The 15,972-nt window shown below is 41.0% G+C and carries 18 protein-coding genes and 1 pseudogene; 15 read left to right on the plus strand and 4 right to left on the minus strand.

The genetic code is table 11. The features are described 5' to 3' along the window. Positions 1 to 10: 10 nt before the first annotated feature. The 5 genes from NYE28_RS02755 (at position 11) to NYE28_RS02775 (ending at position 3,592) form a co-directional block, all read left to right on the plus strand. On the plus strand, positions 11 to 487 hold the full coding sequence (locus NYE28_RS02755; RefSeq protein WP_025284300.1) for a DinB family protein: 477 nt from the start codon (positions 11 to 13) through the stop codon (positions 485 to 487). Between the two features lie 35 nt (positions 488 to 522). Beyond that, positions 523 to 888 carry a cupin domain-containing protein gene (locus NYE28_RS02760; protein ID WP_052827092.1) on the plus strand — a complete coding sequence of 122 codons (366 nt, stop codon included), beginning with the start codon at positions 523 to 525 and terminating at the stop codon, positions 886 to 888. 164 nt (positions 889 to 1,052) lie between these two features. After that, a complete protein-coding gene (locus NYE28_RS02765) occupies positions 1,053 to 1,238 on the plus strand; it encodes a hypothetical protein (RefSeq protein ID WP_015239236.1) in 186 nt (61 codons plus the stop codon). A 285-nt stretch (positions 1,239 to 1,523) separates the two neighbouring features. Continuing rightward, positions 1,524 to 1,844: a hypothetical protein gene (locus NYE28_RS02770; RefSeq protein WP_015239237.1), complete on the plus strand. Its 321-nt coding sequence runs from the start codon at positions 1,524 to 1,526 to the stop codon at positions 1,842 to 1,844. 401 nt (positions 1,845 to 2,245) lie between these two features. Beyond that, entirely contained in the window at positions 2,246 to 3,592 is a 1,347-nt protein-coding gene (locus tag NYE28_RS02775) for an FAD-binding oxidoreductase (RefSeq protein WP_032873047.1), read from the plus strand. A 73-nt stretch (positions 3,593 to 3,665) separates the two neighbouring features. On the opposite strand, the pseudogene NYE28_RS02780 reads toward NYE28_RS02775, so the two are convergent. Continuing rightward, a pseudogene (locus NYE28_RS02780) lies at positions 3,666 to 4,089 on the minus strand (VOC family protein). A gap of 192 nt (positions 4,090 to 4,281) precedes the next feature. On the opposite strand from NYE28_RS02780, the gene NYE28_RS02785 reads away from it, so the two are divergent. Together NYE28_RS02785 and NYE28_RS02790 are read left to right on the plus strand one after the other, a co-directional pair. Next, entirely contained in the window at positions 4,282 to 5,223 is a 942-nt protein-coding gene (locus NYE28_RS02785) for a cation diffusion facilitator family transporter (RefSeq protein WP_342490282.1), read from the plus strand. A 62-nt stretch (positions 5,224 to 5,285) separates the two neighbouring features. After that, entirely contained in the window at positions 5,286 to 6,323 is a 1,038-nt protein-coding gene (locus tag NYE28_RS02790; RefSeq protein ID WP_012116910.1) for an NAD(P)/FAD-dependent oxidoreductase, read from the plus strand. A 98-nt stretch (positions 6,324 to 6,421) separates the two neighbouring features. On the opposite strand, the gene NYE28_RS02795 is transcribed toward NYE28_RS02790, so the two are convergent. After that, on the minus strand, positions 6,422 to 7,054 hold the full coding sequence (locus tag NYE28_RS02795) for a hypothetical protein (RefSeq protein ID WP_025284305.1): 633 nt from the start codon (positions 7,052 to 7,054) through the stop codon (positions 6,422 to 6,424). Between the two features lie 271 nt (positions 7,055 to 7,325). On the opposite strand from NYE28_RS02795, the gene NYE28_RS02800 reads away from it, so the two are divergent. Continuing rightward, entirely contained in the window at positions 7,326 to 7,859 is a 534-nt protein-coding gene (locus NYE28_RS02800) for a cupin domain-containing protein (protein ID WP_043021449.1), read from the plus strand. A gap of 273 nt (positions 7,860 to 8,132) precedes the next feature. On the opposite strand, the gene NYE28_RS02805 is transcribed toward NYE28_RS02800, so the two are convergent. Beyond that, positions 8,133 to 8,612, minus strand: a complete 480-nt coding sequence (locus NYE28_RS02805) for a DinB family protein (protein ID WP_015239244.1) — start codon at positions 8,610 to 8,612, stop codon at positions 8,133 to 8,135. A 240-nt stretch (positions 8,613 to 8,852) separates the two neighbouring features. On the opposite strand from NYE28_RS02805, the gene NYE28_RS02810 reads away from it, so the two are divergent. The 5 genes from NYE28_RS02810 (at position 8,853) to NYE28_RS02830 (ending at position 12,763) form a co-directional block, all read left to right on the plus strand. Then, a complete protein-coding gene (locus NYE28_RS02810) occupies positions 8,853 to 9,647 on the plus strand; it encodes a dihydrodipicolinate synthase family protein (RefSeq protein ID WP_041482043.1) in 795 nt (264 codons plus the stop codon). Positions 9,648 to 9,790: 143 nt separating this feature from the next. After that, the gene (locus NYE28_RS02815; RefSeq protein ID WP_007409550.1) at positions 9,791 to 9,994 is read left to right on the plus strand and encodes a hypothetical protein; all 204 of its coding nucleotides are present in this window, start codon (positions 9,791 to 9,793) and stop codon (positions 9,992 to 9,994) included. Between the two features lie 150 nt (positions 9,995 to 10,144). Then, positions 10,145 to 11,194 carry a Cfr family 23S rRNA (adenine(2503)-C(8))-methyltransferase gene (locus tag NYE28_RS02820; protein ID WP_015239246.1) on the plus strand — a complete coding sequence of 350 codons (1,050 nt, stop codon included), beginning with the start codon at positions 10,145 to 10,147 and terminating at the stop codon, positions 11,192 to 11,194. 109 nt (positions 11,195 to 11,303) lie between these two features. Next, on the plus strand, positions 11,304 to 11,687 hold the full coding sequence (locus NYE28_RS02825; protein WP_015239247.1) for a hypothetical protein: 384 nt from the start codon (positions 11,304 to 11,306) through the stop codon (positions 11,685 to 11,687). A 113-nt stretch (positions 11,688 to 11,800) separates the two neighbouring features. Then, positions 11,801 to 12,763, plus strand: a complete 963-nt coding sequence (locus NYE28_RS02830; protein WP_342490283.1) for a bile acid:sodium symporter — start codon at positions 11,801 to 11,803, stop codon at positions 12,761 to 12,763. 59 nt (positions 12,764 to 12,822) lie between these two features. Here NYE28_RS02830 and NYE28_RS02835 read toward each other — a convergent pair whose 3' ends face one another. Continuing rightward, positions 12,823 to 13,872, minus strand: coding sequence for an NAD(P)-dependent alcohol dehydrogenase (locus tag NYE28_RS02835; protein WP_326146553.1), 1,050 nt, complete (start codon positions 13,870 to 13,872; stop codon positions 12,823 to 12,825). A 159-nt stretch (positions 13,873 to 14,031) separates the two neighbouring features. On the opposite strand from NYE28_RS02835, the gene NYE28_RS02840 reads away from it, so the two are divergent. Both NYE28_RS02840 and NYE28_RS02845 read left to right on the plus strand, forming a co-directional pair. Then, the gene (locus NYE28_RS02840; protein WP_043021453.1) at positions 14,032 to 14,436 is read left to right on the plus strand and encodes a MerR family transcriptional regulator; all 405 of its coding nucleotides are present in this window, start codon (positions 14,032 to 14,034) and stop codon (positions 14,434 to 14,436) included. 223 nt (positions 14,437 to 14,659) lie between these two features. After that, complete coding sequence (locus NYE28_RS02845) at positions 14,660 to 15,949, plus strand: Na+/H+ antiporter NhaC family protein (RefSeq protein WP_007409336.1); 1,290 nt, start codon at positions 14,660 to 14,662, stop codon at positions 15,947 to 15,949. Positions 15,950 to 15,972: the final 23 nt, after the last annotated feature.

Consider the following 15,972-nt stretch of genomic DNA (forward strand, 5'->3'; position numbering starts at 1 on the left):
GGAAAAATATTTGAATACGATTGACCTTATCGTTTTACATTTTGAAGAGGTGAGACGGCGAAGCATCAAGTTATGGACAGCTATACCTGAGGAAAAAATGGACTGGCGCCCGGATTCCGAAGCCATGTCGTGTAAAGAAATGATAAGACACATATTAGAAGCGGAATTTCTTTATCATCAAATTTTAATGAAAAATATGAGTGAGTTTTCAGAGGAAACTATTAATCCTTATGAATCAAAAATGTTTACCACTGTAAGCGAAGAATTAGAATTTGCAAAACCGTATCGGGCCGAGTTTTTGACATTCATCAAATCGTTAAACGAAACAGATTTAACAAATATAAAGATTGACAGGTCTGATGTTGGATATATTCGCGAACTAGGAGACATGTTATTAAGAATCGCTTACCATGAGTCCGTACATACCGGTCAGCTTTTAGATTATCTCAGAACTGCTAAGGTTGACAGGCCTTTAATTTGGGACTAGTTAAATGATAGAGTTTTACAAGGAAAGCGGAAAGAATGGAATATAGACCGATTAATTTTCAAGAGAAATTAGCTGCGTTCCAAGATCAATGGTCTCCAAAAGTAATCGCTGAAATGAATGACTATCAATTTAAACTTGTTAAGGTACAAGGGGATTTTGTTTGGCATAAGCATGACGAAACAGATGAAGTCTTCATTGTCATTGAGGGTAATTTAATCATTGAATTTCGTGATGGAGAAGTAACATTAAATGAAGGTGAAATGTTTGTCATTCCGAAAAATGTTGAACATAAACCTTATGCAGAATCAGAGTGTAACATTTTGCTTGTAGAACCTAAAGGTGTTGTGAATACCGGGCAGAAAATAACTGATCAAACAGCTGAAAATGATGTCTGGGTCTAGCCTGTAACAAAAAAACGATCAAAAAATCCGAAAGATCGAATGACGATTAGAGAAAATGATCAGGAAAACCAATTAAGAATGATTTTTGGTTAATTGTTGAAAAATTTTGTTAATATTATAATACATTGTTTGGAAATGTAATCATTTTATAAGGAGTTTTCTAATTGCGTTGGAGTAAATGGTTCAATATTATTTGCATAGCAGCATTGGGATCAGTATATGGCTATAAATTGTTTACTAACCAAGAAGTCAGTACGACTCGTGTAATCATAGCTGCTGCAATTATCTTGTGGAACATTGTCGGACTTTTTAGCAAAGAACCAGTAAAACAAACACAGCAAGCAAACTAAAAGTCAAAAACACAAAAAGTTGGTACAGAAGGATGCTGCAGCGCGCAGCATCCTTTTTATCATTTTCACAAAAAAACCAAGGGTTTAACCCCTTGGTTTTTTCGCAGTCTCCCTTTTTACGCTGCTTATCATAAACATTTAAGTTTCATCAAGCATCCAGAATCTGTTGTATCGATAAATGAAAATTATCCTAAAATGTGCCGGTTCATCAAAATACCAGTCCAAGCTGCAGTTATTTCTTTACATAGTATGTAAAGATTAAAAAATGAGAGAAGGAGTGGCGTAATGTATTATAACGAAGGTGAAGATCAACAGTACGTTCAGAAGAAAAAGCCATACAACGAAGCCTGTGACCTAGGCCATGATTTTGATATGGCGGACGACGCAGCAAGAGCGGAAGCAGCAAGAGAAGCAGAAGCGAGAGCCAGAGCGGAAGAGGCAATAGCAAGAGCGGAAGAAGCAAGAGCCAGAGCAGCAGAAGCGGCAAAATTAGCAGCAGAAGCAAAGGTAAAAGCGGCAAAATTAGCAGCAAAAGCGAAATGTAAAAAACGTCATAAGAAAGAGAAAAAACAGGATTGCAAACGTAAGCACAAGAAGAAAAAATAAGAGCTTTTCATCATGTAAAAGATAAGATTCAATGTGTATTGATGTTAACCGTACAGGGGTGCAAAAACGATAAAGAATAAGATTCTTTGTCGGGGGATCAAGCAGAAAGATTGCTCAGCCGGTGTCTCAGCAGAACCACGCATGGCAGGGCAAACATAATTTTCTATGGACTTCCATAGTTTGGTCGGGATATCACGCCAATAAATGTAAGTGCCTATCATGATAAAAAAGGCAGGAGAGACAAGAGTTTCGGCAGCTTGCCGCTCTTGTCTTTTTTTTGTTTTTATATCATCTTCGCGTATATGTATCTATTTTTAAGTTTGCAGAACATCTGTCTAAGAATTTGTCCAATTCCTACATATACTGGTATCGGAATCAAATGCTTATTGGGAGTGAAATAGATGGGATCAGCACAGTTAACAGGACGCGTCATCTTCAAAGGGGACCCCGGCTATACACAGGCGGTTAAGAATTGGAACCCTTATGTTGATGTCTGTCCGCTTGTCTTTGTTTTTGCACAAAATTCATACGATGTAAGTAATGCTATTAAATGGGCTCGTGAGAAGAATGTGCCTATGCGTGTCAGAAGCGGCCGCCATGCTCTGGATAAAAATCTTTCCACGGTAAGTGATGGGATTGTTATTGATGTGAGTGACATGAATAAAGTTTTCTTAGATGAAAAAAACGCGGTAGCAACCGTTCAAACCGGCATTCACGTCGGCCCGCTTGTAAAAGGTTTAGCTCGGGAAGGTTTTATGGCCCCGTTCGGAGACAGTCCAACCGTCGGAATCGGAGGAATCACAATGGGAGGCGGATTTGGAGTGCTTTCCCGATCGATCGGCCTGATAAGCGATAACCTTCTCGCACTGAAAATGGTAGATGCCAAAGGCAGGATTATTCAAGCAAATCAATCCCGCAATGAAGATTTACTGTGGGCTTCCAGAGGCGGCGGGGGAGGCAATTTCGGATATAATACCCAATATACATTCAAAGTTCACCGTGCCCCTAAAACCGCAACCGTCTTTAATATCATTTGGCCGTGGGAACAGTTAGAAACGGTATTTAAAGCGTGGCAAAAATGGGCGCCGTTTACAGACGAACGATTAGGATGCTATCTTGAGATTTACAGCAAAGTAAATGGCTTGTGCCATGTGGAAGGATTGTTCCTCGGTTCAAAACCAGAGCTGGTTCAATTATTAAAACCTTTATTAAATGCCGGAACACCGGCACAAACAGTAATCAAAACACTATACTACCCGGATTGTATAGATTTCTTAGATCCTGACGAACCGATTCCCGGCCGATCGGATCAGAGTGTTAAATTCTCTTCGGCGTGGGCGCTCAATCTTTGGCCGGAAGAACCTATTGCAGTAATGAGACAATTTTTAGAAAAAGCGACCGGGACAGAAACCAATTTCTTTTTTATCAATTGGGGCGGCGCGATAAGCAGAGTTCCAAGCAGTGAAACAGCCTTCTATTGGCGCCGACCATTGTTTTATACGGAATGGACGGCCAGTTGGAAAAATAAATCACAAGAAGCTTCGAATCTTGCATCAGTTGAAAGAGTGCGTCAGCTGATGAAACCATATGTAACAGGTTCATATGTGAATGTTCCGGATCAAAATATCGAGAACTTCGGAAAAGCATATTATGGCTCAAACTTTGCAAGGCTTCAAAGAATAAAGGCGAAATACGATCCCGAAAATGTATTCCGTTTTCCGCAAAGCATCCCGCCATCGTATAAATAGTTTGATCGTTTTTGGAAACAAATAAAAAACACACCAGAACATTCAGGTGTGTTTTTATTGTTGCTAAATGTGGTTATTCACTTATATCCCAGTGCGGATTCCAAACGATTTCCCATAAGTGTCCATCGGGGTCTTGGAAGTGACCGGAGTATCCGCCCCAAAAAGTATCATGAGCGGGATCAGTTATCGTTGCTCCTGCCTGTTTTGCCTGTTCCATGACTTTATCGACTTCAGCTTTACTGGCCAACATTATGTCCTAATGTAAATTCTGCAGGGCTTGGCGCAGTTAACGTAACGTTTGTTTCATGTGCGATGTCTTTGCGGTTCCAAATGGCAAGTTTCAGTCCTGTTTGTAAGTCAAAAAAGGCAACTGCACCATGTTCAAATTCTGTACCGGCTATTCCCTCTGTAGGCAGACCCAAGCCATCTCGATAGAAGTGAAGCGATTTTTCTAAATTGTCTGCGCCTAAAGTAATTACTGTAATCCGCGGCTTCATAGCAATCATTGATCAAGAGCAATATAAAGTATTGGACATTTTCATTGAAAAGATTTTGACATTTCAGTAAAGAACCTATATATTCATATATGAGCACATAATCATATAATGTTATTTTTTTGTCCATGTTAGAATGCTTCATAACAGAAAAGAAATAATAAATGCAGTGTATGAGATAAGGAGGAGATTTTTATGGGTCACAATCACAATCACGCTGGCGGATCCAATAAGAAGGTTTTATTGATCTCTTTTATCATGATTACAGGTTATATGATAATAGAAGCGATAGGCGGATTTTTAACCAATAGTTTAGCGCTTTTGTCTGATGCAGGCCATATGCTGAGTGACTCGATCTCATTAATGGTTGCTCTGATTGCTTTTAAATTGGCCGAAAAAAAGGCAAGTCATCATAAGACATTCGGCTACAAACGATTTGAGATTCTCGCAGCTGTGATAAACGGTGTTGCATTAATATTGATTTCTCTTTACATCATTTATGAAGCAATCAAACGTTTCTCTCATCCGCCGGAGGTAGCAACAACCGGCATGCTGACGATTAGTATTATCGGGTTAGCGGTGAATATATTGGTCGCTTGGATTATGCTGAACGGCGGAGATACAAAGAATAACCTGAACATAAGAGGGGCTTACTTACATGTGATAAGTGACATGCTCGGATCTGTAGGTGCCATACTGGCTGCGATCCTTATCATCTTCTTCGGGTGGAGCTGGGCAGATCCAGTGGCCAGTGTCATTGTGGCTATTCTTGTTCTGAGAAGCGGTTACCATGTGACGAAAGACTCCATTCACGTATTAATGGAAGGAACTCCGGAAAATATCGATGTCACTGACATCATTCATACAATTGAAGAGACAGAAGGAATTCAAAGCATTCATGATTTGCACGTATGGTCTATCACAAGCGGATTGAATGCTCTTTCCTGCCACGCTGTTGTTAACGATCAACTGACCATTTCAGAAAGCGAAAGTATTTTACGCAAAATTGAACATGAACTTGGAGATAAAGGCATTACACATGTAACCATTCAAATGGAAACAGCAGCGCATAATCACGACAATACGATTCTTTGTCAGGCCCAAACTGAGATTCCGCGTGACCATCATCATCATTAAAGAAGGAAATAGGGGTTCACTTTGTCTTCTGACAATTAAGCTAAAACCGCGGGGGGATTCATATGTACGACACGATAGTAATCGGAGCCGGTCAGGCAGGAATCTCAGTAGGATATTATCTAAAGAAGTCGAAACAAAAGTTTATCATTTTGGATAAAAGTCATGAAGTAGGAGAAAGCTGGAAAAACCGGTATGACTCATTGGTTTTATTTACTTCTCGAATGTACAGCTCTTTGCCTGGAATGCAGCTTGAAGGAGACAAGCATGGACTCCCTTCAAAAAATGAAATTGCTGCTTATCTGAAAAAATATGTTGAAAGATTTGAAATCCCGATCCAATTACGGACAGAAGTAATAAGTGTCCAAAAATTAAAGAACTATTTCTTAATAAAAACAAACCGGGAAGAATATCAAACGAAGAATCTTGTGATGGCCGCAGGTCCTTTTCATACCCCTAACATTCCATCAATATCAAGGGATGTAGCCGATCATATTCATCAATTACATTCTTCACAATATAAACATTCAAAACAACTGGCGCCTGGGAATGTACTGGTAGTCGGCGGCGGGAATAGCGGGGCTCAGATAGCTGTTGAATTATCCAAAGAAAGAGTTACATATTTGGCTTGCAGTAATAAACCGGTTTATTTCCCTTTATGGATTGGAAAAAGAAGCATCTTTTGGTGGTTTGATAAATTAGGAGTTTTACATGCAAGTCATACATCAATATTAGGCAAGTTCATTCAGAAGAAAGGCGACCCCATATTTGGGTATGAATTAAAACATGCAATAAGACAGAAGAAGATCATCTTAAAACAAAGAGTCATAGCCGGAAAGCAAAATGAAATGATTTTTAAAGATTCATCTTCATTAGAAGTAAACAATATCATTTGGGCAACTGGTTTTAAGAATCCGCTTTGTTGGATGAAAATAGAAGGTGTTTTGGATAAGGAAGGCCGAATTATACATCACCGGGGTGTTTCAGCTGTGGAAGGATTGTATTTTATTGGTTTGCCTTGGCAGCATAGGCGAGGTTCAGCGCTGCTTCAAGGTGTAGGAAATGATGCTGAATACATTGTAAAACAAATGAACGGTGGATAGACAGAGGAGAGCAGTAACTTACGTGTTTACTGCTCTTTTTTGTGTTGAATAAGTACGGTTATGTGACTGTGTAAAGCCGAAAAAATCTTTTGGCTTAATTAATAAGAAGATCCCTGACTCATTGATTGTGCAACATTCTGACGTACTTCCCGAGCTAACTGCGCGGCACGTAAGGAAGCCTGCCAAATAGCCGGACTCACTGCAGATTGACTGATGGATAATGCCTGTTGTGTGGCTGGAACCATTGGTCTTAGGAGATTTTCCGCCTCGTCTACAGATGACGCGTATTGGTGACCGGCTGCTCTTCTCAGGTCTGCTATCGCTGCGGGGAAGTTTGACCATAGACGAAGTATTGAATTCATGCAGCCAACCATAAGAGGAAAATGAGGAGCCCGGCCTTGTCCGGAGGCGAGAAGCTCTGCTGCGCCTAAAGCGGAATAAACGTGATAGCTCAACGGAGTAAGATATTTCGCGTGTACAATATGAAGTTCTCGTAATCCCCAAGTGTCTGGAAGAAATCTGAATTCTGAACTCATACCGCATCCCAGAGCGAGTGCTCTGCTGACAGCCTGCAAGTGTTTCACTACCGCAGCCATTGATTGTTGAAAGGAGGATGAGTGTATTGGAATTTGTTGAATCGCAGATAAATGGCTTCGCATTTTAAGGTTTGCCTGACTTAAATCAGGCTGCTGTCTGTAATCATATACATAATACGGATAATAATAATACATATCTAAACTCCCTTTATGAATGACTTTTAGGAGCAGGATATGCACCCAGATTGTTTTTGATAAGGGCATGTGCCTAAATTATCCATCAGTGCAACGATTTTAGTCCGCGCATATTCAGTTGGTATTTTTTATGCAAACGGATTTAGTGGCCAAAACGTTTCTGCTAACTTAAGTCTTTTAGGCTGAACAAGGGAATTTCTTAGTGTGGCACACTCTCATTACCAAAAGCATAGGATAATATCACAAAAATTTAAAATTGCGGGGATGAAAAATGTATTATATACCTTTTTCGCATCAATGTTATTATTGTGTGAATGTACCGATGTATAGCGATGGAAGATCTGTTTATTGGACTGTTCCAAATAACTATGATCCTTCATACGAAGATAGAAACCTTCTCTTGAAAGATTATGGACCAAAACCATTCGTTGTGAATATCAATAAAGCCGCAAAACAAAACAATACATTCCGTACGGCTCTATGGACGGGAAAACATTTTCAAATTACTTTAATGAGTATCGGCATTGGAGAAGATATCGGTTTGGAAATCCACCCCCACGTAGATCAATTCTTACGGATTGAGCAAGGCCGGGGGATCGTTAAAATGGGTAAGAGCAAGGAACATTTAACTTTCCAAAGAAATGTCTATGATGACTTTGCCATTGTTGTCCCTGCCGGCACTTGGCACAATGTTGTGAATACGGGTAATACGCCGTTAAAACTGTATTCAATTTATGCTCCTCCTAACCATCCGTTTGGTACGGTTCATGTGACAAAGGCCGATGCAGCGGCTGCGGAAGATTAGTATAGGATTCCAGAGGACTTTACTGCTGCAAAGACTATAGGAAAAAATCGTATTTGGACAGCATCATTAAATAAAGCGATTGAATGGCTGAAACACAAAATATTAACGTTTCAGCTTGTCATAGTGCAGTTGATGCGATGCTTTATTCCACAACTTTTCAACAGCAAATGTGGTTTTTTGTCTGTACATTTTAATTGATTGGCAGTCAGTGAAAATAGGCAATCCGCAGGGAATTTGTAATAAATTTATCCTTGCTCCTCCTAATAAGCGGCTTTAACTGCCAAGTTTCTGTTTCTCTTCAAACCATTTGCGAAGCTGATGAATATGAGCTTGATGATATCTATTATGGTCTGCCATATGCCATATTCCCCATTGAATGGTTGCTTGTTTTTCTGCTTCATAATCTACTGTATGATTCAGCTGATCGTCAGTTAACTCATAACAAACAGACTTAAACATGCTGAATACTTCTTCATAATCAGTGAGAATTTGTTCTAATGAAACACCGGAAATGAAAGGGAGCTTATTGTTCTGATCTAACATTGGTCCATACTTCTCTTCAAGCTGCTTTGGTATCGGTTCACCCTTTATTCTGAATATCCAGTTGAGATCAACATATGCTAAGTGTCTTATTAGCTGAGCTGTACTATTGTATGTTTGATTTGGTCCTTTATAATCAATCTCCTGCTGTGACATGTCTGACACAATGGATATTAAGCGGCTGTAATTTTCATTAACGGCAGAATACAGCATCACCTCATTAGCACAATTTTTATATTCAGTTTGTCTTATTACTCATATTTGTCAAGCCATCCAGGGAATGAATCGCTAGAGGATGAAGCAATGAAGCAGGCTCTCTTTGCCTGCTTTTTTTGTGTGTCGGCCTATACATCTGACATGTTTGTTTATCCGAAACTGTACCTTTTTAAATGTCAGACAGTGTTATATGATACTCTGCAGATATTCAAGAATATGTACTTGGAGGACATTCTCATGCGAAATTTTAATGTTGCTATCCCTACGCCTTTTCATGAAGATGAAAGTTTATATTTAGAAGGATTTGATGCTATTGTCGAACATTTGAAAAACAGCGGTATCCATTCGTTACTCATATGCGGCACGACTGGTGAACAGCATTCACTCAGCATAGATGAGCGTCTTCAGATCATTGAGTATGTTCATCAGCGAAAATTTGAAGATGTTGAACTGATGTTCGGTGTTTCAGCCGTAAGAACCAGTGATGCCGTCAAACTGATGAAACACATCGAGAAAACCAATATTGATTCTGTACTGATTGGTTTTCCTCCTTATATAAGACCGACACAGCAGCAAGCCGTTTATTACGTTGACGAACTTCTCAGTCATACCTCTAAAGAGGCTGTGCTTTATAATAACCCCGGCCGGACCGGTTTTAATCTGAGTGAGAAAGCGCTTAAAGACTTAATAAGCCGGCATCCCGGGATAAGGGGGCTGAAAGAAGGAGGAGATGTTCTGCGTCATAAACAAACAGAGTTCCCTGATCACTTTATTTTGTTTGCGGCAGGAGACGTTGAATTTCCGAAGATGCTGAGTAACGGGTGTAACGGCCTGTCAAGCATGGCTGGAAATGTCTATCCTGAAGAAATCAGAGAAAGCTTCAGCAGCTTATCAGAAAATAAACCGATTAATCTGGACCGAATAAACGATCTGATTGCTGAAGTGACAAATCATCATACTGTCATGAATATAAAAAATCACTATAAGAAGATTGGGATTCAAGCAGGCAGCTGCCGGTCACCCATTATATAAGAAATGTTCCGTCGCGGATAAGTGAAAAATGTGATCAGCGCGCTTTCTGTACTTGGATTAGGCTTAATAAGCAAGTTATATAATACTGTCATTAGCGGGGGCGTAAGCATTTGTTTAGCTTTACATAAGGGAAACCTTATGATATGGTGATTATTGCTAATATTGACAAGAAAGAGGTGAAAGCAATGATAACGATTTATGGAATTTTGTATGGTAAAAATGCAAAAATTGGAAACATCTTGGCGGACAAAGGGAGCAGTCTGTCCTTTTTTAAGCCAAATCACCATACAAAAACAGTTATCGGTGCTTTTTCTCTATGTCAAATAAACGATAATCCAATGACATAATGTCCTTGTTTATTTGTGCATGATGTTATTTAAGCGTAGCACCGATAATTGTGTCGGTGTTTTTTTGTGCCTGATTTTAAAAAAAGGTTAGATGATCACTCCCTTCTATTTACTCAAACAAACAAGAGTATTATGGAAGGATGAGAAAACATGCAACAAAAAAACAAGTATATAAGAATCCAAGAGTTCCTGAAGCAAAATAAATTTCCTGATTTTAGAATGAATCAAATCAAAAATGCTGTATTCCAAGGGAGAATAAATCATTTCAATGAAATAACGGTTCTTCCTAAATCCTTGAGAAAATTGTTAATAGAGGAGTTCGGAGAGTCAATTTTAAATATTGCTCCTTTAAAAGTGCAGCATTCTGAGCAAGTTACAAAAGTCTTATTTGAAATTTCTGGAGACGAAAAAATAGAGACGGTTAATATGAAATATAAAGCCGGTTGGGAGTCATTTTGTATATCCTCGCAGTGCGGCTGTCATTTCGGCTGTACATTTTGTGCAACAGGAGATATTGGTTTAAAACGCAATTTAACGTCAGATGAAATGACTGACCAAATTTTGTACTTTCACTTAAAAGGACATTCAATTGACAGTATTTCTTTTATGGGAATGGGAGAAGCATTAGCGAATGTACAAGTTTTTGATGCTTTACATGTGCTTACAAATCCGGAGTTGTTTGCTTTAAGCCCTCGCAGGTTATCTATTTCGACCATAGGTATTATTCCGGGCATTAAAAAAATCACTCAGGATTATCCGCAGGTCAACCTGACGTTTTCATTACATTCTCCTTTTAATGAACAGCGAAGCAAGTTAATGCCGATTAATGAACGCTACCCGTTATTGGAGGTAATGGACACATTAGATGAGCATATACGTGTGACCTCAAGAAAAGTTTATATTGCTTATATTATGCTGCCGGGAGTTAATGATTCTATTGATCATGCGAATGAAGTAGTAAATCTTTTAAGAAGCAGATATAAGAGAGGGAACTTGTTCCATGTAAACATCATTAGATATAACCCGACTGTTAGTTCACCTATGAGATTTGAAGAAGTAAATGAGAAACAAGTTGTAAACTTCTATAAAAAATTAAAGTCAGCAGGAATTAACGTGACCGTCAGAAGTCAATTTGGCATTGATATAGATGCTGCTTGCGGACAATTATATGGAAATTATCAAAAAAATAAGAACCAATAAATCAGGTGCAGAACTCGGTTTGACTTCATATTATTTCATTTGATAACATAAAATGGTTATTGTGATTGAAAAAAAGATACCCGTTTTTATAAAAAAAGGAGTCATAACGTTGCTGAAAAGGTTTTTTCTTGTTTTTCTTACGCTGATAATGTCTATATTTGCTGTATTCGCGGCTGCTGAAGAGTCTCCCGGCGATCGTGTCATTTCTTTTGACGAGCCTATGATTTTATTGATCTCACTCGGAATCATCTTATGTTTGTTCATTCCTCCATTCGTCATGTCCTTTTTTGGCAGTTTGGTTGTGAGAATCATATCCGGAGTCTATCAATGTTTTATCGTTCTCACGTTTGCGGGGCTCATTCCGATTGGATTTCTGATCCCCAATGGCTTTTTAACAATTCTTGCTGCCGTACTGGGGACTTTGGTCAGTTCAGCGAGTGTTGCCGTGACCTTATTCGTTGGCAGGACAGAGAACACAAATAAGCTTTCGTAAGCGGTTTTGACAACAATAACACGCGTCCTGAAAACACCAAGTGTACAGACCCTTGGTGTTTTTTAATTCCGGCAGAAAAGAAGGTATAATGGGCGGAGAAGAGGTGTCAGCCAATGAAAATAACCAGAGAGACAATAGAAAAACAGCAAATTTGGATATATGGTGTGACTCTTGTAATCGGCGGAATAGCGGGGATCGCCGGGAAAGATTCAGGACTTCGCTGGGGATGGACGATATCACCGCTTATCGCTGTTCTCATGTATGCCATGTTTGCCCAAATCCCATTCTTGAAGCTGAAGGAAGCCATGTCAAACCTCAAGTTTATGGCGGCTTTATTGATCGGTAATTTCTTAGCTGTACCTGTCGTTGTATGGGTGTTAACCGCCATTTTTCCTCAATCTCCTCCTATATTATTAGGGGTTTGTTTGGTATTGCTTACACCTTGTATTGATTACGTCATCGTCTTTACTCAGCTCGGCAAAGGAAATGAGAGATTAATACTGGCTTCCACGCCGGTTTTGTTCGCCGTTCAGATGGTATTGCTTCCGTTATACTTGTGGCTGTTTATCGGGAAAGAAGTGATAGGGGCTGTTCATGCGGGGCCGTTTCTGGAAGCATTCTTATGTTTAATAGCGGGACCGCTGCTGGCGGCAGTGATGACACAATTGTGGGCTGATAAGAAGCCGGCTGGAGAAAAGATGTTAGAGTGGACGGCCTGGCTGCCTGTTCCTTTGATGGCTCTGGTCTTACTGGCGGTCGTCGCCACACAAATCGGCAAGGTCATCAGTGATGCTGGCATCATTATACGTGTGATTCCGATCTATCTGTTATTCCTGCTCATTATGCCGTTTGTCTCCCGGTTTATCGCATATGCGTTCCGTCTGGATACAGGTGAAGGAAGAGCATTGATCTTCAGCACGGGCACAAGAAATTCTCTCGCAGTCCTTCCGTTAGCGCTGGCTCTGCCGGATGCTTGGGCTTCATTAGCCGCCGCTGTTATCGTCACACAGACGATTGTTGAATTGATAGGCGAATTGGTTTATATAAAAGCGGTGCCCGGATGGCTGCTGAAATAAAAAATAATTTGAACTGAAAAAAACATACCAACAAATATTGGTATGTTTTTTTATGTCGATTATAAAGTTGAAATATCAATGACGAAACGGTAGCGGACATCGCTTTGGAGAACCCGTTCGTACGCTTCGTCAACTTGATTGGCCGGTATCACTTCAATTTTAGGAGCAATGCCGTGCTCGGCGGCGAAATCAAGCATCTCCTGAGTCTGCGGAATACCGCCGACGAGTGAACCCGCAATGCTGCGGCGGCCCGTGATTAAGGAGAACACACTGTATGAGTCCGGCTTAGCGGGCGCTCCCACATTTACCAATGTACCGTCAATGCGAAGCAGGGATAAGTAGGCATCTACGTCAAGGTTCGCGGATACTGTATTTAAAATAAGATCAAATCGTCCGGCCAGCTCAGTAAATGTATTTGGATCGCTTGTTGCAAAGTAATGATCGGCTCCAAATTCAAGCGCTTCGTCTTTTTTGTTCATTGAGCGGCTGAGGACGGTGACCTCTGCGCCTAAAGCGTGCGCGAATTGAACGGCTAAATGTCCGAGCCCGCCCATTCCGACAATCGCCACTTTTTTGCCGGGGCCGGCATTCCAGTGTTTCAGCGGAGAATAGGTGGTAATGCCCGCGCACAATAGCGGGCTGGCAGCATCCAAATCCAGCTGATCCGGAATCCGGACAACGAATCTGTCAGTGACAACTATTTTCTGGCTGTAGCCGCCGTACGTAGGGTTTCCGTCGTAGTCCAGGTTATTATAAGTCTGAACAACGCCTTTTGTGCAATATTGTTCGTCTCCGTTCAGACAGTATTCACATTCCCCGCAGGAGTCTACAAAACAGCCGACACCCACACGGTCGCCGACGGCAAATGTGGTGACTTCTTCACCCACGGCTTCCACAACTCCGGCAATTTCGTGTCCGGGAACCATCGGAAAGATTCCGCCGCCCCATTCATCGAATGCACTGTGGATGTCTGAGTGACAAATCCCGCTGTACTTAATATCAATCAGGATATCGTGCGGCCGTAATGCTCTTCTCTCAATCGTTGTCCGCTCAAATTTAGCTTTTGCATGCGGAGCGCTTAATACACGAGTCGGATGATTATTGCACATGGTTATCTTCCTTTCCAAGATAAAGTGATGAATCCTCTGTTCGGTTTTACTTTAAATGTTAAAGCGGACTTTAAGTCAAGGAGTTTGGTTTATTTTTTTATGAAATGATATTCTATAATGGCACGCTTATGAAAGGTATGAAGGACGGGTGGTAAAAATATGAAGATTGCGCAGGCTGCAAAGCAGGTTGAGTTATCAGCCGCAACGCTTAGGTATTATGAAAGTATAGGACTGATTCCTCCGGTAAAACGCGATGAAAGCGGCATCCGCGATTATGACGAAGATGATGTGAATTGGATTGAATTTATTAAATGCATGAGAAGTGCCGGGCTGTCGATTGAGGCGCTGATTGAATATACCGCTTTATTTATTGAAGGAGCCGATCATACGATCGAACCCCGAAAAAACATCCTTATAAATGAAAGGAAAAGGCTGACGGAGAAACAGAGGGAAATTGATGAAACCATAAAACGATTAAACAGGAAGATTGAGGATTATGAAGATATCCTTGAAAATGAAGCGAAACTTAAAAACAGATTGAAAGCTGAATGTATTTCTGAATGAAGAGAAGGTGTCCCGGACGCGGGGCCGCATGAAATGTACCAAGGGAAACGAGCCTTGGTTTTTTTATTTTCTAAAGAGTGGAAACAAAACAGCTTTTTCTATCTTATCAATCATTACTTATCCTTTTTTCAGCTTGACTTTTTTACTGCAGACTTTTAAAGTGTGAAATGTTGCTTAGACTGTGATTAGCGACTTTAATGCTGAAAAGAGGTGGTTTACCCAGATGAACAATAAAAAGAACCCTTGGGCGTTATTGCCTTTAGTCTTATTCGTAGGGCTTTTTGTCGGCTCTGGTCTGGTGACCGGAGATTTTTATAAATTGCCGATCTTGATTGCCGCGATCATTGCGTCAGCTTTTGCGCTGTTATTTAACCGGAAGAAATCGCTCAATCAAAAAATAGAATGGTTCGCTTCCGGTGCGGGACATCCTGATATTATCATTATGGTTATGATTTTTATATTGGCAGGTGCCTTTGCTTCGGCGGCTGAAGCGATGGGAGCGGTGCATTCAACTGTCAATCTTGCTTTGAGCGTTATTCCGCAGCAGTTTTTGCTGCCGGGACTGTTTATCATTGCTTGTTTTATTTCTATATCGATGGGAACATCAATGGGCACGATTGCGGCGGTTGCGCCGATCAGCGCGGGTCTGAGCGGAGAGCTTGGCATCTCCGGGGCGATTACGATGGCGGCTGTGGTCGGCGGAGCTATGTTCGGAGATAATCTTTCTTTTATTTCTGATACGACCATCGCGTCAGTCCGGACGCAAAAAACACAAATGATGGATAAATTCAAAACGAACTTTCTGATTGTTTTGCCTGCTGCCATTGTGACTGTTATTATCTTATTTTTTATTCCGGCAGGCCACGCCGGCCATACGGGTGCTGAATCTTACAGCTGGATTAAGGTGCTTCCTTATGTCGCCGTGTTGGTTTTTGCGTTAATCGGTATTAATGTGATGGCTGTCATATTCGGCGGATTGGTTTTGACGGGGATCATCGGATTAGCGGGCGGCAGCCTGACGCTTGACTCTTATTTTAAGGCGATTACGGATGGAATTGCCGGAATGAGCGATCTGATCATCCTGTCCATGCTGATCGGCGGGATGGTCGGCGTGATGAAACAAAACGGCGGGATCGACTTTTTACTGGAGTTCATCACGAAACGAATCCGTTCGAAAAAAGGCGCCGAAGCCGGCATTGCCGGACTGGTCAGCGTGACGAATCTGGCTGCGGCCAATAATACGATCTCGATTATCGCAGCCGGGCCGATTGCAAAGAATATCGCTGATAAATTCAACATCGACAACAGAAAATCGGCAAGTATTCTGGATATCTTTTCGTGCATGATTCAAGGATTGATTCCTTACGGCGCGCAGCTGTTATCAGCCGGGAAATTCGGGAATATTTCACCAGTCAGCATCCTGCCATACTCTTTCTATCCCGTTTTAATCGGAATCTGCGGCATCGCCGCCATCATATTTGGACTGCCGAAATTCACAAGAAATACGAAATAAAAAAAGGCGCCGTTCGGCGCCTT

Source organism: Bacillus sp. FSL R5-0443, assembly GCF_038608285.1.
GTDB classification, from domain to species: Bacteria; Bacillota; Bacilli; order Bacillales; family Bacillaceae; genus Bacillus; species Bacillus velezensis.